We start from the raw sequence: 15461 nt of genomic DNA, 5'->3' as shown, positions 1-15461 counted from the left end.
CACTGTTCCCGCTCGATATGGAGATACCTCGATGACAAGCGGGCTCGCCCGGGTCACCATCAGCGCGCCCCGGCGGCGGGTCGACGTGGCCCTGCCGGAGCAGGTCCCCCTGGCCGAGCTGCTGCCCGAGGTGCTCCGGCACGCCGGGGAAGGGCTGGCAGACGACGGTGAACGGCACGGCGGGTGGGTGCTGCGCCGTACCGACGGCGGGGTGCTCGCCACCGCGCAGGCGCTGCTGCCGCAGGGCGTCCGCGACGGCGAGGTGCTGCACCTCGTGCCGGCCCGTGCCGAGTGGCCCGAACTGGAGTACGACGACGTGGTCGAGGCGATCGTCGACGGAGCCCGGCGCCGGGGCGCCGCCTGGTCGGCCCGCGCCACCCGGGCCGCCGCGCTGGGCGGCGCCGCCGTACCCCTGGCCGTCGGGCTGGTCGCCGTGGTCGCGGCCGGTCCGGGCGAACGTGGCTGGCCGGTCGCCGCCGCGGTCGCCCTGATCCTGGTGCTCACCGCCACCGCGGCCTCCCGGGCGTACGGTGACGGCCCTGTCGGCGCCGCCCTCGGCGGATACGCGCTGCCCTGGGCGGCGACGGCCGGCGCGCTCGCCGTCGCCTCCGGCGATCCGGTCGGCCCGATCCCCGGCCTGCGCTGGGTGGGCGCCCCGGAACTGCTCGTCGGCTCGGTGGCGCTGCTGCTGGTGGCGGTGCTCGGCCTGCTCGGCGTGGCCAGCCGGTCCCGTGTCTTCGTGGCCGGGGTGACAGTGGGCGTGACCGGCGTGGCGTCCGCGCTCGGCGGACTGCTGCTCGACCCGGCCGGGGCCGCCGCCGTCCTGCTCGCCGTGCTGGTGTTCGCGCTCGGCGGGCTGCCGTTGCTGGCCATCCGGGTCGGCAAGCTGCCGCTGCCGCCGCTCACGCTGCCCGTCCCGGCCGGTGCCCGGGACCTGCCGGACCGGGGGCAGGTGCACGCCGCGGTGGCCCGCGCCGAGGAGGTGCTGACCGGGATGCTGCTCGGCCACGCGCTGCTCGCGGTCGCCGCCGTCGCGGTGCTCGTCGCCGCCGGCCGGACCGCCGGGTTGCTGCTGGCCGCCGTCGCCGCCGGGGTGCTGCTGCTGCGCTCCCGGCTCTTCGTGGCGGTACGCCACCGGGTGCCCGCGATCGTCGCCGGGCTCGCCGGGTACGCCCTGCTCGGCGCGGTGCTGGCCGAACGCGCCGGTCCGGCCGGCCGGTTCGCGCTGGCCGTGGGCGGGCTGGCGCTGGCCCTGGCGGCGGTCACCGCGGGCGCCACGTACGCCCGGCGACCGGTCTCCCCGTACCTCGGCCGGCTGGCCGACCTGACCGACACCGCGCTGGTGGTCGCGGTGGTGCCGGTGGCCTGCGCGGTGCTGGGCCTCTACGACCGGGCCCGCGACCTGCTCGCCTGAGACACGCGGAGGCCCGGGTCGCGACGCGCGACCCGGGCCTCCGGCGAAAGCGTGGGCGTCAGTGCAGCGTCTCGCCGCGCTCCTCGGCCTCCTTGGCCCGCCGGTACGAGGCGACGATCTCCGCCTCGGCCTCGACGCGGCCGACCCAGGTCGCGCCCTCGACCGACTTGCCCGGCTCCAGGTCCTTGTAGACCTCGAAGAAGTGCTGGATCTCCAGCCGGTCGAACTCGCCCAGGTGGTGGATGTCGCGCAGGTGCTCCTGGCGCGGGTCCTCGTAGGGCACGCAGAGGACCTTGTCGTCGCCGCCCTTCTCGTCCGTCATCCGGAACATGCCGATGGTGCGGCAACGGATCAGGCAGCCGGGGAAGGTCGGCTCGGGCACCAGCACCAGCGCGTCCAGCGGGTCGCCGTCCTCGCCGAGGGTGCCCTCGATGAAGCCGTAGTCAGCCGGGTACTGCGTGGAGGTGAAGAGGGTGCGGTCCAGCCGGATGCGGCCGGTCGCGTGGTCTACCTCGTACTTGTTGCGGTGACCCTTGGGGATCTCAACCGTGACGTCGAAATCCATCTTCCACGCTCCCTCGTTTGCCCACGCTGGCTAACGGAAACCAGCGGCTCACCCCCGGCGCGGGGGGAACGCCCCCGTCGGCCTCGGCCGCCGCATAGTGTTCGGACCGAAGTAGTGTCGCCCAAGGCGATTTCGAGCGGGGAGGAGGGGGCCGTGGGGAGGGAAGATTCACACTACCGCCCCGAGAGGGTTGACGGGTCCGGTTCCGGGGGTCCCGGTTCCGGTGGCGCCACCGGCCGGGTGTCCGTCCCGGGTGCGAACGTCCCCCACCGTCCGGCTCCGGCCACCGGCTCCGCCCCCGTCGGCCGCCCGCACGACGGGCCCGGCCAGGCTCGCTTCGGTCCACCGCAGCACGGCGCCCGCTTCGGGCAGCCGCACGACGGCCCCGGCGGCGCGACCGGGTCGGCCCGTGCCGGCCAAGCGCACGATCCCGCGACCGGGTCGGCCCGCGTCGGCCCGGCGCACGATCCCGCGACGCCGGTGAGCTGGCCCGGTGCGCCGGGTCCGATCCCGGTGAGCCCGCCCGTCCCGCCGGCCGGCACCGCGCCGCCTCCGCCCTCCCCACCCCCGGCCTCACCGCGCCGTCGCTCCCGGCTGGTCGCGGCGCTCGCGTGCGTGCTGGTGCTGGCCCTGGCGGTCGCCGGGCTGGCCGTGTTCCGGCCCGGTCCGGTCGCGGGCTGGCTGGGCGACGACGACGCTTCGGGTACGGCGGTCGCCGCACCGCCCGAACCCACCCCGCCGGCCGTGCTGGCCGGGCCGGACGGCAACGCCCCGCTGCCCACCGAGGCCGGGATCCGCGCCGCCCTGGACCCGCTGGTACGCGCCGCCGCGCTCGGCGACCGGGTCCACCTGTCGGTGGCCGACGTGAGCACCGGCCAGGCGCTCTACGGCAGCGGCCAGGACACCCCCACGGTGCCCGCCTCGGTGACCAAGCTGGCGACCGGCGTGGCGGTGCTCGCGGCGCGCGGCCCGGCCTACCGGATTCCGACGAAGGCGGTGGCCGGCGCGAACCCGGGCGAGGTGGTCCTGGTCGGCGGCGGTGACCCCACGCTCGCCGTGGACAAGGACGGCTTCTACCCGGGCGCGGCCCGGCTGGACGACCTCGCCGCCCAGGTGCGGAACGCGCTCGGCGGCACCGCGCCGACCAAGGTGATCGTCGACTCGTCGCTGTTCACCGGCCCGGTCTTCGAGCCCGGCTGGGACTCGGACATCCCCACCGGCGGGTTCGGCGCGGCGATCACCGCGCTGATGACCGACGGTGCCCGGAAGAACCCGGCGGAGGCGCGACGCACCGCCGAGCAGACCAACCACGCCGCCGAACGGGTGCCCCAGCCCGACCTGACCGCCGGCCGGCAGTTCGCCAAGCTGCTCGGGCTCACCGGCGGCGCCGCGCAGGTGACCCGCGGCGCTGCGCCGGCCGCGTCCGGCGCCACGGGTACGGCCCCCGGCGCCGAACTGGGCACTGTCGAGTCGCTGCCGATGATCCGGCTGGTCGACATCATGATCAGCGACAGTGACAACGTGATCGCCGAGGCGATGGCCCGCCAGGTGGCGCTCGCCAAGGGCAAGCCTGGCTCGTTCGTCGGCGGCGCGGCGGCCACCGGCCAGGTGCTCGGCGAACTGGGCCTGCCGGCCGGCGAGATCAGCCTGGCCGACGGCAGCGGCCTGTCCCGCACCAACCGGATCAGCCCTTCGCTGCTCACCGACCTGATCACGCTCGCCGGCAACGGCAGTCACCCCGAACTCGCCGCGATCTTCGGCGGCCTGCCGGTCGGCGGCTGGTCCGGCACGCTCGACGAGCGCTACCGGGCGGCGGCGACAAGTGCGGGCGCGGGCGTGGTGCGGGCCAAGACCGGCACGCTGAGCGGGGTCAACGCCATCGCCGGCACGGTCACCACCGCCGACGGCCGGCTGCTCACGTTCGCCGTGCTCACCGACCGGACCCAGGGCTCGCTGGACGAGACCCGGGCGGCCCTGGACCGGATCACCTCCGCGCTGGCCGGGTGCGGCTGCCGCTGACCGACGGGCGTCGATCGGCGGGCGCGAGCCCGGGTAGGGGTGTTCCGGCGCGGGTACGGTGGGTTCATGGCGCAGTTCGTGGACTGGGATCTGGCCGCCGCGACAGCGGGGGCGCTGAGCAAGTCGGGCCCTCGGGTGTCGTACGCCGAGGCCACCGACGTCGTCGGCGACCTGCGTCGGCTGACCGACGAGGCGGCCGGGCACGTCGCCGACTACACCGGCCTGCGCGCGCAGGTCGCCCACCCGCCGGTACGCGTGGTCGACCGCCGGGACTGGGCCGCGGCGAACATCGCCGGGCTGCGTGAGGTGGTGTCCCCGCTCGTCGAGCGCCTCTCCGGCGACAAGCGGCCGGGCGCGCTCACCGAGGCGATCGGTTCCCGCGTGACGGGTGTGCAGGCCGGGACCGTGCTGGCGTACCTGAGCGGCCGCGTGCTCGGCCAGTACGAGGTCTTCGCCGGTGACCCCGGCCAGCTGCTGCTGGTGGCCCCGAACATCCTCGAGGTCGAGCGGAAACTCGGCGCGAACTCGCGCGACTTCCGGCTCTGGGTGTGTCTGCACGAGGTCACCCACCGCACCCAGTTCACCGCCGTGCCGTGGATGCGCGCGTACTTCCTCGGCGAGGTGCAGGCGTTCGTGGACGCCTCCCAGGGCGGCGAGCACCTGCTGGAGCGACTGCGCCGCGGCGTGGCGACGCTCTCCGACGCGATCAAGGACCCGGAGAGCCGGGCCAGCGTGCTGGACATCGTGCAGACCCCGGCGCAGCGCGCCGTGCTGGACCGGCTGACCGCGCTGATGACGCTGCTGGAGGGGCACGCCGAGTTCGTGATGGACGGCGTGGGCCCGCAGGTCATCCCCAGCGTCGAGTCGATCCGGGCGGCGTTCAACCGCCGCCGCGAGTCCGGCAACCCGCTGGAGAAGGCGATCCGGCGGCTGCTCGGCATCGAGGTCAAGATGCGCCAGTACGCGGAGGGCCGCAAGTTCGTGCACGGCGTGGTGGACCGGGTCGGCATGGCCGGCTTCAACAAGATCTTCTCGTCTCCGCTGACGCTGCCCCGCCTGGACGAACTGGGCGACCCGGACGCCTGGGTGAACCGCGTACACGGGCCCGCCGGTGCCACCCCGCCCGTCGGCTGACCCGCCCGGCCCGGCTGGTCCGCTGGGCTCGGCTGATCCGGTCTGCTCGGTGGATCGCCCTGGCTGGGCTGACTCCGGCGCTCGATCGCGCCGCTCCCCGTCGCCCGCTCCCGCCGTCGCCGCCGTGCGGCTCGCCGTGCGCCGGATGCTGACCGGCCTGCCCGGCACCGAGCCGGTGCTGGTGGCCTGCTCCGGTGGCGCGGACTCGCTCGCGCTCGCCGCCGCCACCGCGTTCGTGGCTCCCCGCCTCGGCCGCCCGGCGGGCCTGGTGACCGTCGATCACGGCCTGCAACCCGGGTCCGCCGAGCAGGCCGAGGCGGTCGCCGCCTGGGCCCGTGTCACAGGGCTCGACCCGGTCGAGGTGCTTCCGGTACGCGTGGACGGCCGGCCCGGCGGCCCCGAGTCCGCCGCCCGTGAGGCCCGGTACGAGGCGCTGGTCGCGGCCGCCCGCCGGCACCACGCGGCCGGGGTGCTGCTCGGGCACACGCGCGACGACCAGGCCGAGACTGTCCTGCTGGCGCTGGCCCGGGGCGCCGGACCGCGAGGGCTGTCCGGCATGCCGGAGCGGCGCGACGTCGACGGGGTACCCCTGTTGCGTCCGCTGCTCGACCTCGCGCGCGCCGACACCCGGGCCGCCTGCGCCGCGCTCGGGCTCGACCCGTGGGCGGACCCGCACAACGTCGATCCCGCGTACGCCCGGGCCCGGGTCCGAGCCGACGCGCTGCCGGCACTCGTCGACGCGCTCGGGCCGGGGGTGGTGGCGAACCTGGCCCGGACTGCCGGACTGCTCGCGGCCGACAACGCCGCGCTCGACGCGCTCGCCGACACCGCGCTCGCCGACGTCCGGACCGAGGGTGGCGGGCTGTCCGTAGCCGGGCTCGCCGAGTTGCCGGCCGCCGTGCGTACCCGGGTGTTGCACGCCTGGGCCCGCGAGCTGGGCGCGGCGCCGGCCGCGCTGTCCCACACGCACGTGGCAGCGCTGGACGCCCTGGTCACGGCCTGGCGGGGGCAGGGCCCGGTGTACCTCCCCGGCGGCCACCAGGTACGCCGCCAGGCCGGTCACCTCCTGCCCTGACCGGTGATCTGGCTGTTTCGCGCCGCCACTTCGGGGAGGTGGCGGTATCGACCACGCCCTGATGCCGCCACTCCGGCGACCTGGCGGCCCGCTCTGGAAACGGACGGAATGCACGGTCAACCTCATGATCGCCGGGCCGGGCGGGTCAAGGGCGGGTGGGTCAGGGGCGGGCGGGGAGCGGGGGTCAGGCGGTTGTGCGTTCGCGGAAGGTGGTGCGGTAGGCGAGCGGGGTGGTGCCGACCCGGCGGGTGAAGTGGTGGCGCAGCGCCGCCGCGTCGCCGAAGCCGGCCTGCTCGGCGACGCCCTCCACGCTCAGCGTGGTGTCCTCCAGCAGGTGCCGGGCCAGCAGCACCCGCTGGTTGGTCACCCAGTCGTGCGGGGTGGTGCCGGTCTCGGCGCGGAACCGGCGGGCGAACGTGCGCGGGGCCATTCCGGCGCGTGCGGCCAGCTCGTCGACTGTCACCGGGCGGCGGAGGTGTCCCATCAGCCACTCCAGCACCGGTTCCAGGGTGGGCGCCTCGGGCGCCTCCGGGATCGGCGCCTCGACGTACTGCGACTGGCCGCCGTCGCGGTGCGGCGGGACGACCATCCGGCGGGCCAGCCGGGTCGCCACGGCCGAGCCGTGCTCCTGGCGTACCAGGTGCAGGCAGGCGTCGATGCCGGCGGCGGTGCCGGCGCTGGTGAGCAGCCGGCCGTCCTGCACGTAGAGCGAGTCGCACTGCACCCTGGCGGCCGGGAAGCGCCGCTGGAGCTCGTCGGTGTACCGCCAGTGGGTGGTGCAGTCCCGTCCGTCGAGCACGCCGGCCTCGCCGAGGACGAACGCGCCGGCGCAGACGCTGAGCAGCCATGCGCCCCGGTCGGCGGCGCGACGCAGCGCGGCGAGGACCGGTTCGGGCATCGGGGTGCCGTCGGCGTGTGCGGGCACCGCCACCAGGTCGGCGTCCTCGACCACTGTGAGGTCGGCGGTGGGGGTGAGCAGGAACCCGGAGCGGCTGCGGGCGGGGCTGCCGTCGGCGGTGCAGACGTCGAACCGGTAGCTGGGGAAGCCGTCGGCGGTGCGGTCGGTGCCGAAGACCTCGGCGAGCACGCCGAGCTCGAACGCGGCGACCTGGTCCATGACGATGACGGCGACCGAGCGGAGCATGTGACGAGGGTAACCCGACAGGTGGCAGGAAATCGATGCCCAATGACATTCCTGCCACTGTCCCCATCGGTCGATGGCTCGCAGAATCAATGGTGTCCGGTGCGCACCGGCGGCGAAAAAGGTCTCAACCATGCGAAAGTGAGCGCCGCCATGACCGTTCTGTTGTTCCTGCTCTTCCTGCTTCTCCTCGTCGGTGCCAGCGCCTTCGGGCTCACCGCCGACACCCGCGACTCGGCCGACTGGAAGCCGAGCGACGACGGGCAGCGCTGGCGCTCCCGTACCTGCTGAGGTGATTTGTTCAGATCGCGCCGAAAATCCCCGGCGGGACCGCGCCAAAAGGGGCGGCCCCGCCGACGGCGGCCGTGGGGCGTACGGCAGGCTAGGAGCATGGCTGACGGCTCCTGGTACGACGCCGACATCGACCACGTGATCATTTCGGAGGCCCAGATCCGCGACAAGACCGCGGAGCTGGCCAAGCAGGTGTCAGCGGACTACGCGCACGTCGAGGACGGCCTCCTGCTCGTCTGTGTGCTGAAGGGCGCGGTCATGTTCATGGCCGACTTCGCCCGCGCGCTGGGTCGCCAGGGTCCGCCCGCCGAGCTGGAGTTCATGGCCGTCTCCTCCTACGGCCAGGGCACCACCTCGTCCGGCGTGGTCCGCATCCTCAAGGACCTGGACCGGGACATCGCCGGCCGGCACGTGGTGGTGGTCGAGGACATCGTCGACTCCGGCCTGACGCTGTCCTGGCTGCTGCGCTACCTGGAGTCGCGCTCCGCGGCGAGCGTCGAGGTGGTCGCGCTGTTCCGCAAGCCGGACGCGGTCAAGGTGCAGGTCCCGGTCAAGTACGTCGGATTCGACATCCCGACCGAGTTCGTCGTGGGCTACGGCCTCGACTTCGGCGAGCGCTACCGCGAGGTGCCCTACGTCGGGGTGCTCAAGCCCGAGGTGTACGCCCGGGCGTGAAGCCCGCCGAGCCCTTCGTCAGCGGACATTCAGCGGGCTCTCAGCCTTTCGGTCTACGGTAGGGGCCGGTGACGTGGAGGCACCCTCCACGCCCGACCCCCCGAGCCGCTGACCGTGCGGTGTGGGTGGGCCGGGTGCGGAGCTCCCCGCCACGCCGGCCCCAAACCCGGGTTCGCCCTACGCGTAAGTGCCGGGCTCGCAAGCTCACTCGTCGCGCGTACGGTGTACCGTCGAATGACCGTGGTGCGGCAGTTTGCGTGCCCCGGGGGTCGGGCCGGCCCGCACGGCGGCCCCGGCCGCCGCTCAAGGCGGCGACACCATTCAGACGGTCAGGACGTCGATCAGGAGGATGCGGGCGCCTCGGCACCCGACAACAGCATGGAACGTACGCGTTTCTTCCGCCGACCGGTGGTCTGGATCATCCTGGTCATCCTCGGCGCCGTCGTGCTCAGTCAACTGTTCACCGCTGGTCCCAGCTACCACCGGGTGGACACTTCCGTCGCGCTCGACCAGCTCAACAAGGGCGGCATCGAGAAGGTCGTCTTCCAGGACAAGGAGCAGACGCTCCAGCTCGACCTGAAGGACAAGGCCAAGTTCGGCGACGACACCACCACCGACAAGATCGAGGCGCAGTTCCCGTACGAGGTCGGCGGCCAGGTCTGGAACCAGGTCCGCGAGGCCGAGGCGGCGGACCGGATCACCGGCCCGGTCGACACCAAGGTGTCGTCGGACAGCATCTGGGTCAGCCTGCTGGTCAACCTGCTTCCCATCGCGCTTCTCGTGCTCCTGCTGCTGTTCTTCATGTCGCAGATGCAGGGTGGCGGCTCGCGGGTGCTCAACTTCGGCAAGTCCAAGGCGAAGATGATCACCAAGGACACGCCGAAGACCACCTTCGCCGACGTGGCCGGGGCCGAGGAGGCCGTCGAGGAACTGCACGAGATCAAGGACTTCCTGCAGAACCCGGCGAAGTACCAGGCTCTCGGCGCCAAGATCCCGAAGGGCGTGCTGCTGTTCGGCCCGCCCGGAACCGGTAAGACGCTGCTCGCCCGCGCGGTGGCCGGCGAGGCCGGGGTGCCCTTCTACTCCATCTCCGGCTCCGACTTCGTGGAGATGTTCGTCGGTGTCGGCGCCAGCCGGGTCCGCGACCTGTTCGAGCAGGCCAAGTCGAACGCTCCGGCGATCGTCTTCGTCGACGAGATCGACGCGGTCGGCCGGCACCGCGGCGCCGGCATGGGCGGCGGCCACGACGAGCGGGAGCAGACGCTCAACCAGCTCCTGGTCGAGATGGACGGCTTCGACACCAAGGGCGGCGTGATCCTGATCGCCGCCACCAACCGGCCGGACATCCTCGACCCGGCGCTGCTGCGCCCGGGCCGGTTCGACAGGCAGATCCCGGTCGACGCCCCCGACATGGAGGGCCGCAAGGCGATCCTGCGGGTGCACGCCAAGGGCAAGCCGTTCACGCCCGACGTCGACCTCGACGCGGTCGCCCGGCGTACCCCGGGCTTCAGCGGCGCCGACCTGGCCAACGTGATCAACGAGGCCGCGCTGCTCACCGCTCGTAAGGAGCAGCGGGCGATCTCCAACGACTCCCTGGAGGAGTCGATCGACCGGGTGATCGCCGGTCCGCAGCGCCGGACCCGGGTGATGAGCGACCAGGAGAAGAAGATCACCGCGTACCACGAGGGTGGGCACGCGCTGGTCGCCTGGGCGCTGCCGCACGCCGCGCCGGTGCACAAGGTGACCATCCTGTCCCGGGGTCGCTCGCTGGGTCACACGCTCGTCCTCCCGACCGAGGACAAGTACACCCAGACCCGGGCCGAGATGATCGACACCCTGGCGTACGCGCTGGGTGGCCGGGCGGCCGAGGAACTGGTGTTCCACGAGCCGACCACCGGCGCCGGCAACGACATCGAGAAGGCCACCCAGTTGGCCCGCGCGATGATCACGCAGTACGGCATGAGCTCCAAGCTCGGTGCGATCAAGTACGGCACCAGCGGCGACGAGCCGTTCCTCGGCCGCAACATGGGCCACGAGCGGGACTACTCCGACGTGGTGGCCGCCGAGATCGACGGCGAGATGCGTGCGCTGATCGAGCTGGCCCACGACGAGGCCTGGGAGATCCTGGTGGAATACCGGGACGTCCTGGACAACATGGTCCTGGAGCTGATGGAGAAGGAGACGCTCTCCACCGCCGACATGGCCCGGATCTGCGCGCGCGTCGTGAAGCGTCCGCCGATGGCGCCGTACCACGGCTTCGGCAAGCGTCTGCCCTCCACCGAGCCGCCGGTGCTCACTCCGGCCGAGAAGGAGGCGCTGAAGGCGCAGGCCCAGGCTGACGGCGCCTCCGTCGGCGGGGCCAGCAACAACTCGGACGGCACGCACTGAACAGCGATCCGACGACGGCCGGCTCCCCGCACAGGGAGTCGGCCGTCTCCGCGACCGAGCCCGACGGCGACGACGCGCTCGACTACGTGGCCGCGCGCCTGATCAGCGGCAAGCTGACAGGTGGTCCGGTGGAGGACAGCGTCGACCTCGCCCGGATCGAGAAGGCGGTCCGCGAGATCCTCATCGCGGTCGGCGAGGACCCGGACCGCGACGGCCTCCAGCAGACGCCCGCCCGGGTCGCCCGCGCGTACGCCGAGCTCTTCGCCGGCCTGCGGGTCGACCCGGCGCAGGTGCTGCGTACCACCTTCGAGGCCAACCACGAGGAACTGGTGCTCGTCCGGGACATCGACGTGATGAGCCTCTGCGAGCACCACCTGCTGCCGTTCCGGGGCAGCGCGCACATCGGCTACATCCCCGGCCCGGACGGCCGCATCACCGGCCTGTCCAAGCTGGCCCGGCTGGTCGAGGTGTTCGCCCGCCGGCCGCAGGTGCAGGAGCGGCTCACCTCGCAGATCGCCGACCTGCTGATGTCCAGCCTCGCCCCGCGCGGCGTCATCGTGGTGCTGGAGTGCGAGCACATGTGCATGGCGATGCGCGGCATCCAGAAGTCCGGCGCGAAGACGATCACGTCGGCGGTGCGCGGCGGCCTCCAGAACGACGCCAAGTCCCGGGCCGAGGCAATGGCACTGATCATGGCCCGCTGACCCGGCAATCCACCGACGGCCGCGTACTCCCGCCCGGGAGGCGCGGCCGTCGTCAGTTCGGCAGCATGGCCAGCAGCAGGCCGGCGGCGGTGAGCACCGCCGGGATCAGGCAGACCAGGGCGCCGAACCGGGGCGTGCGGTCCACCCGGTCGGTCGGACGCGGGCGGAAGATCCGCCCCACCGCCAGCCAGCCCAGCATGAACGCGACAGCCGGCAGCGGCAGCCCCACCAGCAGCGCCAGCACCGTCACCGCCCCCGGCCCGGCGACCGCGTACAGCGCCAGCTGGAGCAGCGGCACCACGAGCGCCAGCGGCCCGTACACCAGCAGGTTGCGCGGCCGGGACGGCCAGCGCGCCAGCCGGGGCAGGCCCCGCGCGGCGAGCGTGTCGTCCGCCGCATCCGCCCAGTCCCCGGCCGCGCGCAACGCCGCCAGCACCGCCGACGGCCCACCCGCCATCGACCGGGCCGCCTCGGTCACCTCCGGCGGCGTCGGAACCAGCGACAACGCCGGTACGCCCAGCTCACGCAGCCGGGACTGCTGCGGCGCCAGCCGTTCACGTACCGCGGTCAGCTCCTCGCGGGCCGCCGCCACCGACCGCGCCTGCTCCCCGGCGGCAGTGGCCGCCGCCCGGCGTACGCCGTCGAGCGCCCGCGCGGCCGCGACGTACTCCGCCCAGGCCGACTCGGCGGGGTCCGCCACAGTTGCCGGTCCACCGTTGCGGGGCCCGGGCACAGTCGTGCCGGTCTCACTCATGCCGACCCCTCCCCGGCGCCGAAGGGCACGAAGATGGTGCCCTGCTCGTCCGGGCCGTCCCAGAGCATCGCGCGCCCCGGCCGGGGCCGCCACCAGACCGGACGGTCGAAGAGCTGCTCCAGCCGCCCGCCCGGCACGTCGGTGACCGCCACGGCGGTGAGCTTGTCCACCTCGCCCTCCGGGCCGAGCAGCCCGGCCAGCGGCGCCGGCGTACGCCACCAGCCGAGCAGGTGCCGCCCGGCCGGCGGCCCCTCCAGCAGCAGCGACCGCAGCAGCTCCGGCGGCAGCTCCTCGGCGTCCGGCACGTCCAGCCCGAACACGACCAGGTAACCGGGCTCGTCCGACGCCATCGCGGTCCGCAGCCCGGCCGCGTCGACGGTCTCCACCCGGTGCCGCCCGGCCAACTCCGCGGCGAGCACCCCGGCCGGCTCGGCCGACCCGTTCGCCAGCGGCGCCAGCACGAACCGGGCCGCGCCCGGATGCGCCACGGCCGCGCTGCGCACCGCCGTCACCAGCAGCCGTTCAGCCTCCTCGTCCCGGCCCAGGACGGCCAGGTTGCGCCCCGCGCCCGGCCCCAGCGGCACCGCCACCGTGGACCGCCGCACGTCCACCGCCCGGCCCAGCAACGCGGCGGGCGCGTGGGCCCGCCCGGCCAGCGCGGCCCGGTGCCGGGGGTCGTTGGCGAGCAGCGGGCGGGCGTACCCGGCGAACACCACCGGCGGGGCCGCCGACTCGCCCCGCGCCTCCCAGAGACGTCGCCGCAGGCCGGCCAGGACGTCCGGGTCCTCGTACGGGTCCGGGAAGCGGATCATCCGCTCATGCCCCCGGGTCGCGCCGCGTGGGCCGCCCAGACCACCCGCCGTGTTCACCACCGCGCTACCAACCGGCAGCCCGGCCGCCGAGTCGTTCGCCGGCTCCAGCACGGCCGAGCCGCCGGGGAGCGCCACCCGGACCGGGAACTGGCCGAGCAGCGGGTCACGCGGACCGCCGATGCCCAGGTCACCCTCGCCCGCGAGCACCAGGTGGATGCCGTACGACCGGCCGGCGCGGGCCAGCGCGTCCAGCCGGGTCAGCAGGTCGGTGGCGAGCCGGTCCCGCTCGCGCAGCACCAGCGGAAAGTTGTCGATCACGCAGACGATCCGGGGCAGCGGCTGGTGCTGCCGCAGCTCGGCGTAGCGCTGCCCGCCGGCCCGCCGGGACGCCTCCTCGCGGCGGCGCAGCTCCGCCTCCAACTCGCCGAACAGGTCGGCCACGTACTCCCGGTCGGCCGCCATCCCGGCGGCGCGTACCTGCGGCACCCAGGAACGGTCCCGCTCAGTCTGGAGGAACTCCACGAAGGACTCACCGTCGGCCAGGTCGGCCAGGTAGAGCGCCAGCTCGTCCGGGCCGTACCGGGCGGCGAGCCCGAACAGCGCGTCGGTCAGGAACGCCGACCGGCCGGCCTGGCCCCGGCCACTGACCAGCCAGTGCGGGGTCAGCTCGGCGAAGCCGAGACTGACCGGGCGCCCCGCGGCGTCACCCACAGTGGTGCTCAGCCCGTCCGCCGAGCCGCCCGTCCAGAAACCGTCCGCCGGAAGCAGGTCACCCAGCGAGAGGCGGGAGCCGTCCTCGATCTGCCGGACCAGCCGCGCGCACACAGCGGCGACCAGCTCGGCGGGCGGATCCTCGTCCAGGAACACCGGCGAGTTCAGCCCGCCCGGCGGCTCGGCGCCGGGACTGCTGAACCCCGCGCCGGGCGGATCGCCGACGAGCGCGTACGCGGTACGGACCGTGATCGCCGTGGCGCGCGGCAGCGCACCGCCGTCCGGCCAGCCGGCCACCACCAGATGCAGCCCGGCCCGGGGCCCGCCCTCGGCCAGGCCGGCGAGCCGGTCCAGGTCAGCAGTTGTCGTGCCCTCCGGCAGCGCGGCCACCACGAGCAGCAGCGTCCGGTCGTGCGCCCGCTGCCGGGCCGTGCCGGCGGCCACCCACTGCTCCGCCTCGGCCAGCACCGCGCGCATCCCCGCGAGGTCGGTGGCGGGCGGAGGGAGCAGACCCGCGTCGGCGAGCGTCGCGTACCCGGCGAAGGCCGCACCGGAACCGCCGTCCACCGCGCGGGCCAGCAGCGCGCCCGTCGGCGTCGCCGCGAACACGCGCAGCAGCAGCGCCCGGAGCAGCCCGGCCACCCGAGGGTCCGAGGCGTCGGCGTCGAGGCTCACGTGGCCGCTGCCGAACAGGGGCGCGAGCGCAGGGAACCGGGCGTCGTCGAGCGGCGCGGCGGAGCCCACCCGGACCAGTGGCGGCGGGCCGTCACCGGGTGGCGTCGCCGCGGTCAACGTCTCCAGCGGACCGCCGGCCCAACCCGACGCCGCCAGCTCGGCCGCCGCGCGCAGGCGCTCGGCCAGCTCGTACTGCCGGTGATGGTCCGCCGGCGCGGGCCGGATCTCGTCGAGGATGCCCGCCGCCGCCGTCGCGGCGGCCTCGGCCCGGCGGTGCAGCGCGGCGGCCCGGCCGGCGCGCGCCTTCGGAGTCGCCACCGCGTCCACCTCTCTTCCCGAGGCCGACATCTCCTCCCCGAGGTGTGACGGTAACCCAGCCGAGGGCCGTCCACCGGGATGTCGGTCGGCGCGGTGAGCTGGCCGGCGGTGAGCAGCCTCACCCCGCCGCCGGGCGGCGTCCGCCCGGCGGTTCGCCACGATCCGCCGGTTCTGGGCATTGGGTACGCGACGCGCAGCCGATAGCCTCAGGAGGTGGAATCAGTGCAGCCCCCCGCCGGTTCCCAGGTGTCCCGAGTACCGGCGCAGCGGACCCCGCCGGAGCAGTTGGCGCCCTTCGCGCCCGCTCCCGCACCGGTACGCCCCAAGCGTTCGCTGCGTACCGTTATCGCCGTCGTCGCGGGGGTGCTGGCGCTGCTGTGCACGGGTGGCGGGGTGGTCGGATTCGTGTTGTACGACCGCGCGACGGCCCCGGACCGAAGCGCCCCCGACGTCGTGGTCGACAACTATCTGCGAGCTTTCCTCGTGGACCACAACGACACGAGAGCTGAGGAATTCGACTGCGCTGGGAGAGCGGACGCTGACGCATTGCGTGCGCTTCGCGAAGACCTCGTAGCCCGAGAGCAGCGCTTCAACACGACGATCTCGGTGAGCTGGGGCCCGCTGGCCGTCCAGCAGTCCGGGGAGTCCGCAGTGGTCGAGGTTGAACTCATCATCTCCGCCTCCGTCGAGGGCATCTCACAGAGAGATCGACAGAGGTGGCGGTTCGAGACGAGGCGCGACGACGGCTGGGGCGTCTGCTCCGCGCAGCGTGCCGATTGACTTCC

13 protein-coding genes are annotated in these 15461 nt (G+C 74.3%); 9 read left to right on the top strand and 4 right to left on the bottom strand.

Features of this window, described 5'->3' with window-relative positions:
- Positions 1–31 precede the first annotated feature (31 nt).
- Positions 32–1414 carry a type VII secretion integral membrane protein EccD gene (gene eccD, locus FHU28_RS00585; protein WP_184679811.1) on the top strand — a complete coding sequence of 461 codons (1383 nt, stop codon included), beginning with the start codon at positions 32–34 and terminating at the stop codon, positions 1412–1414.
- Between the two features lie 58 nt (positions 1415–1472).
- Here the strand turns inward: eccD and FHU28_RS00580 are convergent, their stop codons facing one another.
- Positions 1473–1979, bottom strand: coding sequence for an inorganic diphosphatase (locus FHU28_RS00580; RefSeq protein WP_091425759.1), 507 nt, complete (start codon positions 1977–1979; stop codon positions 1473–1475).
- Between the two features lie 153 nt (positions 1980–2132).
- Between FHU28_RS00580 and dacB the strand changes: the two genes are divergently transcribed.
- The 3 genes from dacB (at position 2133) to tilS (ending at position 6207) form a co-directional block, all read left to right on the top strand.
- Positions 2133–3998, top strand: a complete 1866-nt coding sequence (gene dacB / locus FHU28_RS00575; RefSeq protein WP_376700567.1) for a D-alanyl-D-alanine carboxypeptidase/D-alanyl-D-alanine endopeptidase — start codon at positions 2133–2135, stop codon at positions 3996–3998.
- 66 nt (positions 3999–4064) lie between these two features.
- A complete protein-coding gene (locus FHU28_RS00570; RefSeq protein ID WP_073829368.1) occupies positions 4065–5132 on the top strand; it encodes a zinc-dependent metalloprotease in 1068 nt (355 codons plus the stop codon).
- 145 nt (positions 5133–5277) lie between these two features.
- Positions 5278–6207 carry a tRNA lysidine(34) synthetase TilS gene (gene tilS / locus FHU28_RS00565; RefSeq protein ID WP_184689060.1) on the top strand — a complete coding sequence of 310 codons (930 nt, stop codon included), beginning with the start codon at positions 5278–5280 and terminating at the stop codon, positions 6205–6207.
- Positions 6208–6391: 184 nt separating this feature from the next.
- Here tilS and FHU28_RS00560 read toward each other — a convergent pair whose 3' ends face one another.
- Complete coding sequence (locus FHU28_RS00560; protein WP_184679810.1) at positions 6392–7351, bottom strand: GlxA family transcriptional regulator; 960 nt, start codon at positions 7349–7351, stop codon at positions 6392–6394.
- A 150-nt stretch (positions 7352–7501) separates the two neighbouring features.
- Here FHU28_RS00560 and FHU28_RS00555 point away from each other — a divergent pair, with 150 nt between their 5' ends.
- The 4 genes from FHU28_RS00555 to folE all read left to right on the top strand — a co-directional run bounded on the left by FHU28_RS00555 (position 7502) and on the right by folE (position 11406).
- On the top strand, positions 7502–7639 hold the full coding sequence (locus FHU28_RS00555; protein WP_167435576.1) for a hypothetical protein: 138 nt from the start codon (positions 7502–7504) through the stop codon (positions 7637–7639).
- A gap of 99 nt (positions 7640–7738) precedes the next feature.
- Positions 7739–8314 carry a hypoxanthine phosphoribosyltransferase gene (hpt, locus tag FHU28_RS00550; protein ID WP_013288988.1) on the top strand — a complete coding sequence of 192 codons (576 nt, stop codon included), beginning with the start codon at positions 7739–7741 and terminating at the stop codon, positions 8312–8314.
- A gap of 378 nt (positions 8315–8692) precedes the next feature.
- A complete protein-coding gene (gene ftsH / locus FHU28_RS00545) occupies positions 8693–10702 on the top strand; it encodes an ATP-dependent zinc metalloprotease FtsH (protein WP_184679809.1) in 2010 nt (669 codons plus the stop codon).
- A gap of 86 nt (positions 10703–10788) precedes the next feature.
- Positions 10789–11406 (top strand): GTP cyclohydrolase I FolE, encoded by a 618-nt coding sequence (folE, locus tag FHU28_RS00540; protein ID WP_013288986.1) that lies wholly within the window; start codon positions 10789–10791, stop codon positions 11404–11406.
- A 52-nt stretch (positions 11407–11458) separates the two neighbouring features.
- Here folE and FHU28_RS00535 read toward each other — a convergent pair whose 3' ends face one another.
- Both FHU28_RS00535 and FHU28_RS00530 read right to left on the bottom strand, forming a co-directional pair.
- Positions 11459–12160 (bottom strand): hypothetical protein, encoded by a 702-nt coding sequence (locus FHU28_RS00535; protein ID WP_184679808.1) that lies wholly within the window; start codon positions 12158–12160, stop codon positions 11459–11461.
- On the bottom strand, positions 12157–14685 hold the full coding sequence (locus FHU28_RS00530) for an FtsK/SpoIIIE domain-containing protein (protein WP_184679807.1): 2529 nt from the start codon (positions 14683–14685) through the stop codon (positions 12157–12159). Before FHU28_RS00530 ends, FHU28_RS00535 begins: the two co-directional genes overlap by 4 nt.
- Positions 14686–14898: 213 nt before the next feature.
- Here FHU28_RS00530 and FHU28_RS00525 point away from each other — a divergent pair, with 213 nt between their 5' ends.
- Complete coding sequence (locus FHU28_RS00525; protein WP_184689058.1) at positions 14899–15456, top strand: hypothetical protein; 558 nt, start codon at positions 14899–14901, stop codon at positions 15454–15456.
- Positions 15457–15461: the final 5 nt, after the last annotated feature.

Source organism: Micromonospora echinospora, from assembly GCF_014203425.1.
Lineage (GTDB): Bacteria > Actinomycetota > Actinomycetes > Mycobacteriales > Micromonosporaceae > Micromonospora > Micromonospora echinospora_A.
This window is presented reverse-complemented; position numbering and strand designations above follow the sequence as displayed.